Annotated in this window: 10 protein-coding genes and 2 tRNA genes; 4 read left to right on the top strand and 8 right to left on the bottom strand. The window is 67.2% G+C overall.

The window, feature by feature from the left end:
- Nucleotides 1–21: 21 nt before the first annotated feature.
- Complete coding sequence (locus tag BS38_RS0112220) at nt 22–1,503, bottom strand: dihydrolipoyl dehydrogenase family protein (RefSeq protein ID WP_028271064.1); 1,482 nt, start codon at nt 1,501–1,503, stop codon at nt 22–24.
- A 172-nt stretch (nt 1,504–1,675) separates the two neighbouring features.
- On the opposite strand from BS38_RS0112220, the gene BS38_RS0112215 reads away from it, so the two are divergent.
- Nucleotides 1,676–2,404: a FadR/GntR family transcriptional regulator gene (locus BS38_RS0112215; RefSeq protein ID WP_028271063.1), complete on the top strand. Its 729-nt coding sequence runs from the start codon at nt 1,676–1,678 to the stop codon at nt 2,402–2,404.
- 159 nt (nt 2,405–2,563) lie between these two features.
- Here BS38_RS0112215 and BS38_RS0112210 read toward each other — a convergent pair.
- A tRNA-Arg gene (locus tag BS38_RS0112210) sits at nt 2,564–2,637 on the bottom strand.
- Between the two features lie 278 nt (nt 2,638–2,915).
- Here BS38_RS0112210 and BS38_RS0112205 point away from each other — a divergent pair.
- Nucleotides 2,916–4,751: a phosphoenolpyruvate carboxykinase (GTP) gene (locus BS38_RS0112205; protein ID WP_028271062.1), complete on the top strand. Its 1,836-nt coding sequence runs from the start codon at nt 2,916–2,918 to the stop codon at nt 4,749–4,751.
- A gap of 86 nt (nt 4,752–4,837) precedes the next feature.
- Here the strand turns inward: BS38_RS0112205 and BS38_RS0112200 are convergent, their stop codons facing one another.
- From BS38_RS0112200 to BS38_RS0112185, 4 genes are all read right to left on the bottom strand, one after another.
- Nucleotides 4,838–5,998, bottom strand: coding sequence for a globin domain-containing protein (locus BS38_RS0112200; protein ID WP_028271061.1), 1,161 nt, complete (start codon nt 5,996–5,998; stop codon nt 4,838–4,840).
- Between the two features lie 123 nt (nt 5,999–6,121).
- Nucleotides 6,122–6,571 (bottom strand): RrF2 family transcriptional regulator, encoded by a 450-nt coding sequence (locus tag BS38_RS0112195; RefSeq protein WP_028271060.1) that lies wholly within the window; start codon nt 6,569–6,571, stop codon nt 6,122–6,124.
- Nucleotides 6,572–6,591: 20 nt separating this feature from the next.
- The gene (locus BS38_RS0112190) at nt 6,592–7,062 is read right to left on the bottom strand and encodes a hypothetical protein (RefSeq protein ID WP_028271059.1); all 471 of its coding nucleotides are present in this window, start codon (nt 7,060–7,062) and stop codon (nt 6,592–6,594) included.
- Between the two features lie 9 nt (nt 7,063–7,071).
- On the bottom strand, nt 7,072–8,490 hold the full coding sequence (locus BS38_RS0112185) for a phosphomannomutase/phosphoglucomutase (RefSeq protein ID WP_028271058.1): 1,419 nt from the start codon (nt 8,488–8,490) through the stop codon (nt 7,072–7,074).
- Between the two features lie 124 nt (nt 8,491–8,614).
- Between BS38_RS0112185 and BS38_RS0112180 the strand changes: the two genes are divergently transcribed.
- Complete coding sequence (locus tag BS38_RS0112180; RefSeq protein ID WP_028271057.1) at nt 8,615–10,804, top strand: RecQ family ATP-dependent DNA helicase; 2,190 nt, start codon at nt 8,615–8,617, stop codon at nt 10,802–10,804.
- A gap of 93 nt (nt 10,805–10,897) precedes the next feature.
- Nucleotides 10,898–12,343: an MFS transporter gene (locus BS38_RS0112175; protein WP_028271056.1), complete on the top strand. Its 1,446-nt coding sequence runs from the start codon at nt 10,898–10,900 to the stop codon at nt 12,341–12,343.
- On the opposite strand, the gene BS38_RS25020 is transcribed toward BS38_RS0112175, so the two are convergent.
- Nucleotides 12,340–14,022, bottom strand: a complete 1,683-nt coding sequence (locus BS38_RS25020; protein ID WP_051628874.1) for a phytoene desaturase family protein — start codon at nt 14,020–14,022, stop codon at nt 12,340–12,342. The genes BS38_RS0112175 and BS38_RS25020 overlap by 4 nt on opposite strands.
- Nucleotides 14,023–14,115: 93 nt before the next feature.
- Nucleotides 14,116–14,203 (bottom strand) — tRNA-Ser (locus BS38_RS0112165).
- Between the last annotated feature and the right edge of the window lie 46 nt (nt 14,204–14,249).

The raw sequence follows: 14,249 nt of genomic DNA, 5'->3' as shown, positions 1-14,249 counted from the left end.
GGCCGAGGTGTGACCAAACAGTCAGAGTCCGTACTCCTCCAGCAGGCGCAGCCACACTTCGCTGACCGTGGGATAGGACGGCACGGCGTGCCACAGCCGGTCCAGCGGCACCTCGCCCACCACCGCGATGGTGGCGGCGTGCAGGAGTTCCGCCACGTCCGGGCCGGCGAAGGTGGCGCCGAGGAGCACCTTCCGGTCCTCGTCCACCACCAGCTGGGCCCAGCCCTCGTAGTGTTCCGAATGCAGCGAAGACCCCGCGACGCTGATGGGAAGCTCCACTGAGGAGACCCGGTAGCCGTCCTTCTGTGCCTGCTCCGCGGACCGGCCCACGCTGGCCAGCTCAGGGTCGGTGAACACGACGTTGGGCACGGCATGCTCGTTGGCGGTCTGCGCGAAGCGGCTCCACGGCTCCGGCGCCCCCTTCAGCTCGCCTTTGGCCCGCGCCGCGATGGCATCTCCCGTGGCCCGCGCAGAATATTTGCCCTGGTGCGTCAGCATCACCCGGCCGGCCGCGTCCCCCACGGCGTAGAGCCAGCCGCCGTCGCTGTTGCCGTCGCCGTCGGTGCCGGCGCCTTCGTCGATCCCCGCCACCAGGCCCGTGGTGTCCGTACGGAGCGGCGGCACTTTGCCGTCGGTGGAACCAAGCCCCACTGTTTCCAGCCCCAGCCCGTCCAGCGCAGGGTGGCGGCCGGTGGCAACGAGGAGGCGTTCAGCCGTGACGCTGTCGCCGTCGGCCAGGTCAACGGTGAAGGAGCCGCCTCCGCCCTTGCTGACCCGCTCCGTGCCGGTGTTGAGGCGGACGTCCACGCCGTCGGCCCGCAATCCGGCCAGCACCAGGTCTGCGGCGTCCTTGGGATACATGCCGAGCAGCCCGCCGCGCGCCACGAGCGTCACGGCGCAGCCCAGCCGGGCGAAAGCCTGCGCCAGCTCGGCCCCGGCCACCCCGCCGCCGAGGACCACCAGGCTGCGCGGAATGCTGCGTGCGGACGTGGCCTCGCGGGTGGTCCAATATCCCAGCCCTGCCAGGCCGGCCACCGGCGGCGCCGTGGGGGCAGAACCGGTGCAGAGCACGACGGCGTGCCTCGCCGCGAGCTGGTAGCTGACACCGTCGCGCCCGGCCACTTCGACGGCTCGCGGACCGGTAAGGCGGCCGCGGCCCCTGATCAGTTCGATCCCGGTGTCCTCAAGCCATTTGACCTGGCCGTCATCCTGCCAGTTCGACGTGAAATAGTCGCGGCGCTTGAGGACGGCGGAGGCGTCCAGGGTGCGCGTGACGGCCTCCCCGGCACCGGGCACCGTCTGTGCGCCATGGAGGGCCGTCCCCGGGCGCAGCAGCGCCTTGGACGGCATGCAGGCCCAGTAGGAGCATTCGCCGCCCACCAGCTCCGCCTCGATGATGACCGCGGTCAGGCCGCCCTGGACCACGCGGTCCGCGACGTTTTCCCCCACGGCTCCGGCGCCGATCACAATGACATCGAATTCTCGTTCAACTCTGGCCGTCATGGCACCAGACTACGCCCGGCGAAGGCCCCGATCCGCGGGATGAATCGCAGGGGATGGGCGCGGGGAACCGGGACAGTGTTTAGCGCGGGAACTTAACAGAAGGTGGGACATCCAATATTGTTTGCTGTGACCCACTCAGCACAGTGGTTCAGGACACTCGGTTAGGGGAACCATGACTACATCAGGCGTCGCTTCGAAGGCGCGCTTCAGCGCCCAGGCCCGGCTCCGCGCTCTGCAGGCGGACATCATGGACCTCATCCTGGAGCGCGAGCTTGAGGCGGGTGACCCGCTTCCCACCGAAAACGAACTGGCCCTCGCGCTGGGCGTGGGCCGCAATACCCTTCGTGAATCCCTCAAGGTCCTGCAGGCGCTCGGCGTCGTCGAGATCCGCCACGGATTCGGCATGTTTGTGGCACCCAGCAACTTTGATGCGCTGGCGGACGGCATGACATTCCGTGGCAGGCTGTCGCTGCGGCATAAGGGCGATGAGGCGCTGGAGCTGGTGGATGTCCGTCAGGCGCTGGAATCAGGCCTGATCGGCAGCGCGATGGACAAGATGACCGCCGGCCAGCTCGCAGCGGTTGAGGAGTCCGTGACCCGGATGGAGGAACTCGCCGCCGCCGGGGAGCCGTTTGTGGAGGCTGACGCGGAATTTCACCGGCGCTTGTTCGAGCCGCTCAACAACGCCCTGCTGATCAGCCTGCTGGCCGTCTTCTGGAAGGTGTACCGGCAGATCCATCTGGAGGTCGGCACCGGTGCCGAGGACCTCAGCGAGATGGCGGCAGTGCACCGCCGCATCTACGAGGCCGTGGCAGGCGGGGACAAGGCGCTGGCCGCTGAACGGCTTGCCCACCATTTCGACGGCATCCGCCACCGCATCTACGAGGTCATAGAGAAGTAGGCAGCCGGAGGGCGCACCGCCCGCCCTTCGCGCGCAGCGCCCGGCGCATTCCTCCGGGCGCATCACCCGGGGGCCGGCCGCACCGGTCCGCAGCTGAAACAAACGGAAACAAAAAAAAGATCCGCACCGGCGAACCGGTGCGGATCTTTCTTCATTCTGTGCGCCCAAAGGGATTCGAACCCCTGACCTTCTGTTCCGTAGACAGACGCTCTATCCAGCTGAGCTATGGGCGCATTCTCGGCTCCGGGAGTTTTTCGTTCACCCCCGAACCTCGAATTACTTTACGCGAGTTCCGGTGGAGTTCCAAATCGAAACGCGTGTAATCTGCACGACTAGACCGGTCTATGTGACCTTACTCACAAAAAGGGGTGAATTGCTAGATCTGTTTCCTTGATTTTCCGCGGTTTTTGCTTTTTTGCCGCCCGGACATCCCATGTCTGACTCAAAATATGCAGTGGTCTAGAGCCCTAGCATTTAGGACACACCACTGAACCCGAGGAAGGGAACCGCAATGGGCGATCTCGCACGACTGCCGCTGCTTGAGAAAGCACCCACCACACATGCTGGCCTGCTGGCATGGGTCGAAGAGGTTGCAGAACTTACCCAGCCCGACCGGATCCACTGGGTTGACGGAACGGAAGGAGAGAACACCCGGCTGACGGATGAACTCGTGGCGGCGGGAACGCTGACCAGGCTGAACCAGGAGCTGTTCCCGAACTCCTTCGCTGCGTTCTCCGATCCTGCGGACGTGGCACGCGTTGAAGAGCAGACGTTCATCTGCTCCGAGAACAAGCGTGACGCCGGCTTCACCAATAACTGGATGGCACCGGCCGAAATGAAGCAGAAGCTTCGCGGCCTGTTCGCAGGCTGCATGCGCGGCCGCACCATGTACGTCATCCCCTTCGTTATGGGCCACCTGGATGCCGAAGATCCCAAGTTCGGCGTGGAGATCACGGACAGCGCCTACGTTGTCGCCTCCATGCGCATCATGGCCAACATCGGCACTGAGGTGCTGGACAAGATCACGGCGACGAACGCGTTCTTCGTTCCCGCCCTGCACTCCCTGGGCGCCCCGCTGGCCCCCGGCCAGGCCGACGTCGCGTGGCCCTGCAACCCGGACAAGTGGATCGTGCACTTCCCTGAGGAGCGTTCCATCTGGTCCTTCGGCTCCGGCTACGGCGGCAACGCCCTGCTGGGCAAGAAGTGCTACGCCCTGCGCATCGCCTCCGTGATGGCCCGGGACGAGGGCTGGCTCGCGGAGCACATGCTCATCCTCAAGCTCACCTCGCCGGAGAAGAAGTCGTACTACATGTCCGCGGCCTTCCCCTCGGCCTGCGGCAAAACCAACCTCGCCCTGCTCGATCCGACCATCGAGGGCTGGGAAGTCGAAACCCTTGGCGACGACATCACCTGGATGCGGATCGGCAAGGAAGGCGAACTGCGCGCCACCAACCCGGAGGCGGGCCTGTTCGGCGTAGCCCCGGGCACCGGCTGGGGCACCAACCCCAACGCCATGCGCGCCATCGCCAAGGGCCACAGCATCTTCACCAACGTTGCCCTCACGGACGACGGCGGTGTGTGGTGGGAGGGTATGACCGACGACGTTCCGGCGCACCTGACCGACTGGCAGGGCAACTCCTGGACTCCGGATTCGGACAAGCCGGCCGCCCACCCGAACTCCCGCTTCTGCACGCCGATCTCGCAGATCGACATGCTGGCCGAGGAGTACTTCAGCCCCGAGGGTGTTGAGCTCTCCGCCATCCTCTTCGGCGGCCGCCGCAAGACCACTGTGCCCCTGGTGACCCAGGCTCGCAGCTGGACCAACGGCATCTTCATGGGTTCCACCCTCTCCTCGGAGACCACGGCCGCCGCTGCCGGACAGGTCGGAGTGCTCCGCCGCGACCCCATGGCCATGCTGCCGTTCATCGGCTACGACGCAGGCGATTACCTGAAGCACTGGATCAGCGTCTCAGGCAAGGCCAACCCGGAGCGCCTGCCGCACATCTTCCTGGTCAACTGGTTCCGCCGCACCGCCGATGGCGGATTCGCCTGGCCCGGATTCGGCGACAATGCCCGTGTCCTCAAGTGGGCCATCGAGCGTCTGGAAGGCAAGGCGGACGCCATTGAGACCCCGATCGGCTTTGTGCCGACCGGCGACTCGCTGGACCTCACCGGCCTGGACCTGACCCACGCCCACGTTGAAGACGCCGTCCGCGTCGACCGCGAGGAGTGGGACGCCGAGCTGGCCTCCATCGAAGAGTGGTACGCGAAGTTCGGCGACTCCCTGCCCGAGGCCCTGCGCTCCGAGCTGGAAGGCCTGAAGGAACGCATGGCGGACCACAGCTAATCAGCTGGGGACAAACAGAGACAACGACGGCGGCGCCGCACCTTTTCCGAAAAGGTGCGGCGCCGCCGTCGTTCCCGCCTCTGACTCTAGGAAGCGAGCCAGATGTCCGGGCCGAAGACTTCGTAGTGGATCTTCGTCGCGGGGATGCCGGCGTTGATGGCCTCGTTGCGGATGTGCTTCATGAACGGGAGGGGGCCGCAGAGGTACAGCGAGGCATTGGCGGGCAGGTCCACTTCGCGCAGCGACATAAAGCCGGCGTTCGCACCCGCCTGCGGCTCTTCCAGCCAGAGCTGGAGGTCGGCACCCTCGAGGCGCTCGACGTCGTCCGTCATCTGCCCGCGCAGGGCCCAGCTTTCCAGCGTGCTTTCCGCGTGGAGCACCAGCACCCGGCGGTCGGAACCGGCCTCAGCCAGCGACCGCAGGATGGACGCCGTGGGCGTGCAGCCGATGCCGGCCGAAGCCAGGACCACGGGCCCGTCGCCCTCCTTGAGCGTGATCTCGCCGTAGGGGTTGGAGATCTCCAGGATGTCGCCGACCTCGACGCCGTTGTGCAGCACGGGGGAGACCTCGCCGCCGTCGTCGAGCTTGGTGGTGAAGGTGCGGCTGGTGCCGGCGTCGTCGGAGAGGGAGTACTGGCGGACCTGGCGCAGGCCGTCCGGGAGCTGGACCTTGACGCTGACGTACTGGCCGGGAAGGGCGGGCGTGATCGGGGTGTCGTCGGCCGGTTCCAGGGTGAAGGTCATGGCGCCGGTGCCGGCGGGCGTCTTCGCGGCAACGCGCCACGGGGTCCACATCTTGTCGTTGGCCTGGATGGCGTAGAGGCCCTTTTCGATCTTGATGAGGGCGTCGGCCATGAGCCAGTAGACCTCGGTCCAGGCCTCGGCGATTTCCGGGGTGATTACCTCGGCGAGGTCCTCCGCGATGGCGGCGAAGAGGTGCTCGTATACAACCTGGTACTGGGGTTCGGTGATGCCCAGGGAGGCGTGCTTGTGGGCGATCCGGGAAAGCACGGTTTCCGGGAGGGTTCCGGGGTTGTTCACCAGGTGCGTGGCGAAAGCGGCGATGCTTCCGGCCAGGGCCTGCTGCTGGTTGCCCGACCGCTGGTTGGAACGGCTGAACAGTCCGTCCAGCAGTTCCGGGTGCGCGCCGAAGAGCCGTGCGTAGAACTTGGGGGTGATGTCGCCGATCCGGGATCCGACCAGCGGCAGGGTGGCCTCAATGACAGGGCGGGATTTGTCCGAGAGCATGTGTACTCCTGAGGTAAGGGCCCGGGTCTTTGTCCGGACCGCGATCAATACATGTATTTGAAATACGAGTATTTATACCTAAGTTCTACACGTCGTAGAAAAGAATTCAAAATCGGCGGGGAATCAGAGCCCGGGGCGGAGCCCGATCGCCTGGAAAACCGGCGCCATCTGGCGCGTACCGGGCAGGGCGGACACCACGATGTCGTCGAGTTCGCGGTAGAAAGCCTCGCGTGCCCGTGCCAGGGCGCCGCGAAGCTTGCATTCGTTGATCAGCGGGCAGTCGCCATTCACGGAATGGCAGTCGGCCGGATCGGCCCGGGTATTCAACTGCCGCAGGAGCTGCCCGACGGTGGCCCGCCGTCCGGCGTCATTCAGCCGCGACCCGCCGTTACGTCCCCGTTCGACGTCGATCACGCCAAGTTCGCGGAGCTTCGCCATGGCCTTGCTGACATGGTTGTAGGGCGTTCCTACGGCATCGGCGATGCTCTGCGTGGTCAGCAAGGTGCCCTGCGGGGCCGCCGAGAGCACCATCATGGCGCGCAGGCTTACGTCCGCGAACGCATTGATCTTCATGTCAGCAACCCACTGGAGGTCTAGTCCACCCAGATCGCGGGTTCGCTGGAATCAGCTGCAAGCTGTCCGAACTCCCATTCGTGTGACTCGGCGTTGGGCTCGTAGGGCAGCACCGCGGCGAAAACAGATCCGTCACGGTGCTCGGCCGCCACGTGGATGGCGTCCGTGGCTTCTTCCAGCAGGGTGATGTCACAGACCACCGCCGCGGCCCGGAAGTCGTCCCGGTTCTGCCGGAGCAGTTCCGTGAGGTCGCTGATCATCGTATCGGCGTCGAAGTCGCCCTCGGCACCGTCCTCAGCGTCAGCCGGAGTGACGGCGACCAGGCGGACCTCGCCGTCGTTCTCCACCACCAGGGCGAACGGCAGGAAACCGCCGTTGCGCCCCAGCTGCTCCTGGGCAGCGCCGACGCCGGTGCCCAGCAGGTTTTCCAGGTCGGTGGCCGTAGCTTCTGGCACCGAGTCCCGCCAGGACGTTCCGGAACGTTCAGTCATGCGGGCGGCCTAGCCGTTGACCAGGGCAAGCACGCGGTCGCGGATGCGTTCCATGGTGGGCCGGTCCGTGGCCTCGGCGTTAAGGCGGAGGAACGGTTCGGTGTTGGAAGGGCGCAGGTTGAACCACCAGCTGCCGTCGCGGGCCGTGAAGGTGCTGCCGTCCAGCATGTCGACGTCGACGTCTTCGCCGGCAAAATCGGCGCGGACCCGCTCGACGGCGCCGGCTTTGTCCTCGATTTCGGAGTTGATTTCGCCGGAGGAAATGTAGGGCTCGTACTCGTGGCCGAGTTCGGACAGCGGGCGGTCCTGCTCACCGAGGGCGGCCAGGACGTGCATCGCGGCGAGCATGCCGGTGTCCGCGTTCCAGAAATCGCGGAAGTAGAAGTGCGCGGAGTGCTCGCCGCCGAAGACGGCGCCTTCCTCTGCCATGACTGCCTTGATGAACGAGTGGCCCACGCGAGTGCGGACGGCGCGGCCGCCGTCGTGCGCCACGAGTTCCGGCACCGCCTTGGAGGTCAGCAGGTTGTGGATGATGGTGGGCGTTTCCTCGCCCTGGGCCTTGGCGCGGGCGATCTCGCGGCGGGCCACCATGCCGGTGATGGCCGACGGCGACACGGGGTTGCCCTTCTCGTCGATGACGAAGCAGCGGTCGGCGTCGCCGTCGAAGGCCAGCCCGATGTCCGCACCGTGTTCGACGACGGCGGCCTGCAGGTCCAGCAGGTTTTCCGGCTCGAGCGGGTTGGCCGGGTGGTTCGGGAAGGACCCGTCCAGCTCGAAGTAGAGGGGAATGATGTCGAACGGCAGCTTGGGCAGCAGGGCGTCGCCGAGGACCGCCGGGGTGGTCAGGCCGGCCATGCCGTTACCGGCGTCGACTACCACCTTCAGCGGGCGGGATCCCTTGAGGTCCACCAGCTTGCGGAGGTATTCGGAGTAATCCTTCAGGACATCGTGAACCCCGATGAGGCCGCGCTTGCCTGCGGCCGGGATGGAGCCGGCGTGGAGGTAGTCCTCCGCGCGGGCCTGGATTTCCTTCAGGCCGGATTCCGACGAAATGGGCTGGGCGCCGGCCTTGGACATCTTGATGCCGTTGTATTCGGCGGGGTTGTGGCTGGCGGTGAACGTTGCCCCTGCGGCATTGAGCGCACCGCAGGCGTAGTAGAGCTCGTCGGTGGAGATGAGGTCCAGCAGCTGGACGTTGGCTCCGCGGGTGGCCGCACCGTTGGCGAATGCCTTGCTGAACTCGGGGGAGGAGGGGCGCATGTCGCCGCCCACCAGGACCGTCTGGCCCTCGAGCTTCAGGACATCCACGAATGCGGCGCCTACGGCTTCGACGATTTCGGCGGTGATTGACTCGCCCACAATGCCGCGCACGTCGTAGGCCTTGAACGATGCCGAAAGGTCAAAAGTCTTTGTCTGGTCGCTAGTCACGCGTTCCATCTTACGGTGAAGCGCAAAATGGCTGTGGAGGAGTAGTTGCATTACGCGGGCGCGCCGTCCACATGGCCCGGTACCCGGCTTCGCGGCTGTCGGAGGGGGCTGGGATACTGAATCAATGGCCAATAACCAGAATGCTGCTGTCCTTTCCGCTTCCGTCGATCTCCCCGCGGGTGGACAGGGGACCCATGCCCAGGCCCTGGAAGTTCTTCGCGGCCTCGTAGGACATCCCGAGGCCAGCTTCCATGACGGCCAGTTCGAGGCGATTGAAGCACTGGTTGACGGCGGGCGCCGCGCCCTTGTGGTGCAGCGCACCGGCTGGGGAAAATCGGCCGTCTATTTTGTGGCATCGCTGCTGCTCCGGCGCCGCGGGGCCGGTCCCACGCTGATCGTTTCGCCGCTGCTGGCCCTGATGCGGGACCAGGTGGCGGCAGCTGCCCGGGCAGGAGTCCGTGCAGTTGCCATCAACTCCGCCAACCAGCTCGAATGGGATACCGTCCGCGAGCAGCTGGCCGCGGACCAAGTGGACGTGCTGCTCGTATCCCCGGAGCGGCTCACCAACCCGTCGTTCCGGGAGAACCAGCTGCCCGAACTGATCCGCCGCACCGGGCTCCTGGTGATTGACGAAGCACACTGCATCTCCGACTGGGGCCATGACTTCCGTCCCGACTACCGGCGCATCGCGGACCTCATCACGCAGTTGCCGGACACCGTCCCCGTGCTGGCCACCACAGCCACCGCCAACTCCCGGGTGGTCCATGACATCGAAGAGCAGCTGGGCGACGGCGTGCTGACCATCCGCGGCGCCCTGGGCCGTGAATCGCTCCGGCTCGGCGTGCTGCAGCTGGCGGATTCCCGCGACCGGCTGGGCTGGCTGCTGACCCATCTGGCGGACCTGCCCGGCAGCGGCATCATTTATACCCTGACGGTCTCCGCGGCGGAGGACACCGCCCGGCTGCTCGCCGAAGCCGGCCATGAGGTCCTCGCCTACACCGGCCGCACCGATCCCGCGGACCGCGAACGGGCGGAACAGCTCCTCAAGGACAACCAGGTCAAGGCGCTGGTGGCCACGTCGGCCCTGGGCATGGGATTCGACAAACCGGACCTGGGCTTCGTGGTGCACCTTGGCGCCCCGTCGTCTCCGGTGGCCTACTACCAGCAGGTAGGCCGCGCGGGGCGTGGCGCGGCCAACGCCGACGTCCTGCTGCTGCCCGGCTCCGAGGACCGTGACATCTGGCAGTACTTCGCCACCGCATCCATGCCGTCGGAGGAAAAGGCCGCGGCCGTCCTGACCGCGCTGGCCGAGGCCGGTTCGGCTGTGTCCACAGTGGCCCTCGAAGCGCGCGTGGACCTGCGGCGCACACCGCTGGAACTGCTGCTCAAGGTCCTGTCCGTGGACGGGGCCGTGGAGCGGGTGGGCGGCGGCTGGCGTTCCACCGGCCAGCCCTGGAGCTACGACGCCGACCGGTACACCCGCATCGCCGAGGCCCGTGTGGACGAGCAGGACTCCATGGTGATCTACCAGGACACCGCCGGCTGCCGGATGGAATACATCACCTCCGTCCTGGACGATGAAACAGCCCGTGCGTGCGGCCGCTGTGACAACTGCGCCGGACGCTGGTTCCCGTCCGACATCGCGTCCGCGGCCACAGAAGCGGCCGGCCAGACGCTCAGCCGTGCCGGCATGGCACTGGAACCGCGGCTGCAGTGGCCCAGCGGCATGGACCGGCTCGGGGTCACCGTCAAGGGCAAGATCAAACCGGAGGAGAGCCTCGCCGAGGGCCGCGTGCTGGCCCGCCTGACCGACCTCGGCTGGGGCGGCGCCCTGCGGGAGATCTTTGCCTCCGGCGCGGGGGACCGCGAGGTGGACCCCGCCATGCTGCAGGCCTGCGTGCAGGTGCTCCGCGAATGGGGCGCCGGGAACGGACGCAGCCCCGGCTGGAGCGGCGTCGGACGCCCGGCAGCCATCGTCAGCATTCCGTCGCGCAGCAAGCCGGCCCTGGTCGATTCGCTGGCGCGCGGAATTTCCGGTATCGGCCGCATACCCTACCTGGGCCAGCTGCAGCTGGAACACGGCGGGCCCACCGGCGGACGCGGGGGCAACAGCGCCTACCGGCTGGCCGGAGTCTGGGACCGGCTGGTTGTGGGACCGGAGCTGGAGGCCGCCATGGCCGGCATCCAGGGTCAGAGCATCATGTTGGTGGATGACCTTACGGACAGCCGCTGGACGGTCACGGTTGCAGGCCGGGCACTGCGCCGCGCCGGTGCCGGTGCCGTCCTTCCCCTCGTGCTGGGACAGGCCGGGTAGGCCCCCTCCGGCGGTCCGCGTAAGGGGCGGACTTATTCTGGCACCGTGCCTGGCACGCCTATAGGATCGGCGAATGAGTCCAGGCCAGGAGCCATGAGCGAATCCCAGAGCAGCGCCGCGTCGGCTGTCCGCCAGGAGTGGCAGCCGCGGCTGGCCCTGCTGGTTGCAGCCACGTTCTTCATGGAGTTCCTGGACGGCACGGTGCTGACCACGGCCATCCCCAGCATCGCGGCAGACTTCGCCGTGGCTCCGGCCGACGTCAACATCACCATGACGGCCTACCTGATGACCGTGGCCATGGGCATTCCGGTCAGCGGCTGGCTGGCCGAGCGCGTGGGTGCCCGCCGTGTTTTCTGTGCCGCCATTGCGGTGTTCACCGTCGCCTCGTTCCTGTGCGCGGTGAGCCAGGACCTCACCATGCTCACCGTCAGCCGTGTCCTGCAGGGTGCAGGCGGGGCCATGATGGTGCCGGTGGGCACGCTCGTGGTGCTGCGCAGGACACCCAAGGAGGACCTTCTCCGGGCCACCGCCTACCTTGTGTGGCCCGGGCTGCTGGCGCCGGTCCTGGCGCCGCTGGTGGGCGGGGCGCTAACCACCTTCCTGTCCTGGCACTGGATCTTCCTGATTAACATCCCGCTGGGCCTTGCCGCGTTTATTGCGGCCCTTCGCCTGGTTCCGCAGGGAGCCGGGGACCAGTCCCGCCGCCTTGACTGGGTGGGGCTGCTGCTGACGACGGCCGGTGTCGGGGCCCTGGTGGTGGGGCTCGAACTGGCCACGGCGCACCCCTCCGGACCGTTCGGGGCGATCAGCGTGGCCGCGGGCCTGGTGTTTATCGCCGGGGCAGTCCTGTGGTTGCGGCGCACCACCAATCCGCTGTTCCAGCTGAATGTTTTCGGCACCCGGACGTTCCGCGCAACGTCCACCGGCGGGTTCATTTACCGCCTGACCATCAGCGCGGTTCCGTTCCTGCTGCCGCTGATGTTCCAGGACGGCTTCGGCTGGGATCCGCTGCACGCCGGCGTTATGGTGGCGGCGGTGTTCATCGGCAACATCGGCATCAAACCCGCAACCACGCCGCTGATCCGCAGGTTCGGTTTCAAGCCCGTCCTCGTCTTCGCATCTCTTGCCTCGGCCCTCACTTTTGGCCTGTGCGCGCTGCTGGACGCCGGGACCCCGGAGCCGCTGATCTTCGCCCTGCTGGTCTGCAGCGGCGCGTTCCGTTCCATCGGATTCTCGGCCTACGCCTCCATCCAGTACGCCGACATCGTTCCCGGACAGTTGCCGTCGGCCAACGCCATTTCGGCCACGCTGGTCCAACTGGCGGCCGGTGCGGGCATCGCCGTCGGAGCCTTGTTCCTCCGGCTCTTCGCCGCCCCCGGCGCCTTCGGAGCGGACCCCGTTGCGCCGTACCGCGGCGCGTTCCTGGCCATCGCGGTGCTGATGCTGCTGAGCACCGCGGACAGCCTGGCCCTCCACCGCCAGGCCGGAGCGGACGTCAGCCGCGGGCGTTCAGGCGCACCCAAGCCAGCGAATCCCTAGGACGTCAAACCCTCGGACGCCAAACCCTCGGACGCCAGCGCCAGGGATTCCAGCACGGCCATGGCTGCATTGTGGCCGCCGATGGCGCTCACCGCCCCGCCGCGCCGGGCTCCGGAGCCGCACAGCAGGATGCGGGGATCGTCGGTGGACACGCCCCAGCGCCGGGCGGGAGTGTCCCGCGGGGCGTCGTCCTCCATGAACGGCCAGTCGAGTCCGCCGTGGAAGATGTTGCCGCGCGGCATGCCCACGGCGCGCTGGATATCCAGCGTGGTCCTGGTTTCGATGCACGGCGTTCCGTCGGCGCCGGTCAGCAGCAGATCCTCGATCGGTTCCGCCAGCACAGAGTTGAGGGAATTTACGACGGCGGCCTGCAGCGCCGTCCGCATCGCCTCGTTGTTCTCCGCAGTGACCAGCCTGTCCGGCACGTGGAGTCCGAAGACCGTCAGGGTGTGGGCGCCGGAGGCCTGCAGCTCCGTGGAGAGGATGCTGGGATCGGTCAACGAATGGCAGTAGATTTCGCAGGGCAGCGGGTCCGGGATCGTTCCCTGTTCGGCGGCCCGGTAGGCGTCGTCCAGTTGGGTCCAGGTTTCGTTGATGTGGAAGGTGCCGCCGAAGGCCGCCTCCGGGCCGATGCTGCGGTCCAGCAGCTGAGGCAGGCGCTTCAGCAGGAGGTTTACCTTGACTTGTGAACCCTCGCGGAGGTGGTTGGGGTTCACAGGTGCAACCGCGGCGGCACCGGCACCCGCACCCGCACCGGCACCGGGGCCCGGCATCGGCTCTGGCGAGCGCAGCCGGTCCAGCACCACGGGAGCCACGTTGGAGAGCACCCAATCGGCGGTGGCAGAGCGTTCCTGGCCGTCGTGGCGGTAATGAACTGTGCCGCCGGGCCGGACGCGGGTGACCTCGGCGGCGGTCAGGATGGTGGCGCCGGCCTCGCGGGCGGCCCGCTCCAGTTCGCTGGAGACAGTCCCCATGCCGCCTATGGGCACATCCCAGTCTCCGGTCCCGCCGCCCAGGAGGTGGTACAGGAAGCAGATGTTCTGCTGCAGGTCCGGGCTGTCTGCCCTGGCAAACGTACCGATCAGCGCATCCGTCAGCACCACGCCGCGCACCAGGTCACTTTGCAGGCCGCGGGTGATGGCATCGCCGATGGGCCGCTCGATGACCGACTCCCACACATCATCGGCACCGGCGGCTTCAGCGAGTTGCCGGGCCTCGGAGCGGGTGGGCAGGGGCGACGTCATGGTGGGCCACAGCGCCCCGGTGAGCTTCCGGCACTCCGCATAGAAGCGATCAAAGGCCGCGGCTTCGGCAGCCGGGGCACCCACTGATGCGAAGGACGCCGCCGTGGCCGCCGCATCCCCGTTGTCGATCAGGAGGCCGCGGCCGGGGCTGCCCGGGTCCGGCGTGTAGGACGAGTAGCGGCGCCGCGCCAGCCTGATGCGCAGTCCCAGGTCGTCAATGATTTCTTGCGGCAGCAGGCTCACCAGGTACGAATACCGCGAAAGGCGGGCGTCGACGCCGTCGAACGCCCGGGCGGAGACGGCCGCTCCGCCGGCGTGGTCCAGTTTCTCCAGCAGCAGGACGTCTTGTCCGGCCTTGGCCAGATAGGCGGCAGCCGCCAGGCCGTTGTGTCCGCCACCGATAATGACCACGTCGTGATTGCTGTTCTCCGCCATGGGCCCATCCTGCCACCCCGGCCGGCGCGCATCCGGACACGCAACCCGCCGTAGAAACGCAAAAGGCCCCGGTCCAGGGACCGGGGCCAAACGCGGAGACGGGGGGATTTGAACCCCCGGTGGAGTTGTGCCCCACACTTCATTAGCAGTGAAGCCCATTCGGCCGCTCTGGCACGTCTCCAATTGCTATTCCTAGCCCACCAAGGATACGCAGAACGGGGCAGTCA

Source organism: Arthrobacter sp. UNC362MFTsu5.1, from assembly GCF_000685965.1.
Classification (GTDB): Bacteria; Actinomycetota; Actinomycetes; order Actinomycetales; family Micrococcaceae; genus Arthrobacter.
The sequence above is the reverse complement of the archived record's forward strand: the minus strand, read 5'-3'. Positions and strand labels throughout refer to the sequence as shown.

What these genes read in the sequence shown, in the direction of transcription:
- BS38_RS0112190 (WP_028271059.1), bottom strand. Translation starts at nt 7,062, where the DNA reads ATGACTGAACGTTCCGGAACGTCCTGGCGGGACTCGGTGCCAGAAGCT.
- BS38_RS0112215 (WP_028271063.1), top strand. Translation starts at nt 1,676, where the DNA reads ATGACTACATCAGGCGTCGCTTCGAAGGCGCGCTTCAGCGCCCAGGCC.
- BS38_RS0112200 (WP_028271061.1), bottom strand. Translation starts at nt 5,998, where the DNA reads ATGCTCTCGGACAAATCCCGCCCTGTCATTGAGGCCACCCTGCCGCTG.
- BS38_RS0112205 (WP_028271062.1), top strand. Translation starts at nt 2,916, where the DNA reads ATGGGCGATCTCGCACGACTGCCGCTGCTTGAGAAAGCACCCACCACA.
- BS38_RS0112180 (WP_028271057.1), top strand. Translation starts at nt 8,615, where the DNA reads ATGGCCAATAACCAGAATGCTGCTGTCCTTTCCGCTTCCGTCGATCTC.
- BS38_RS25020 (WP_051628874.1), bottom strand. Translation starts at nt 14,022, where the DNA reads ATGGCGGAGAACAGCAATCACGACGTGGTCATTATCGGTGGCGGACAC.
- BS38_RS0112220 (WP_028271064.1), bottom strand. Translation starts at nt 1,503, where the DNA reads ATGACGGCCAGAGTTGAACGAGAATTCGATGTCATTGTGATCGGCGCC.
- BS38_RS0112195 (WP_028271060.1), bottom strand. Translation starts at nt 6,571, where the DNA reads ATGAAGATCAATGCGTTCGCGGACGTAAGCCTGCGCGCCATGATGGTG.
- BS38_RS0112175 (WP_028271056.1), top strand. Translation starts at nt 10,898, where the DNA reads ATGAGCGAATCCCAGAGCAGCGCCGCGTCGGCTGTCCGCCAGGAGTGG.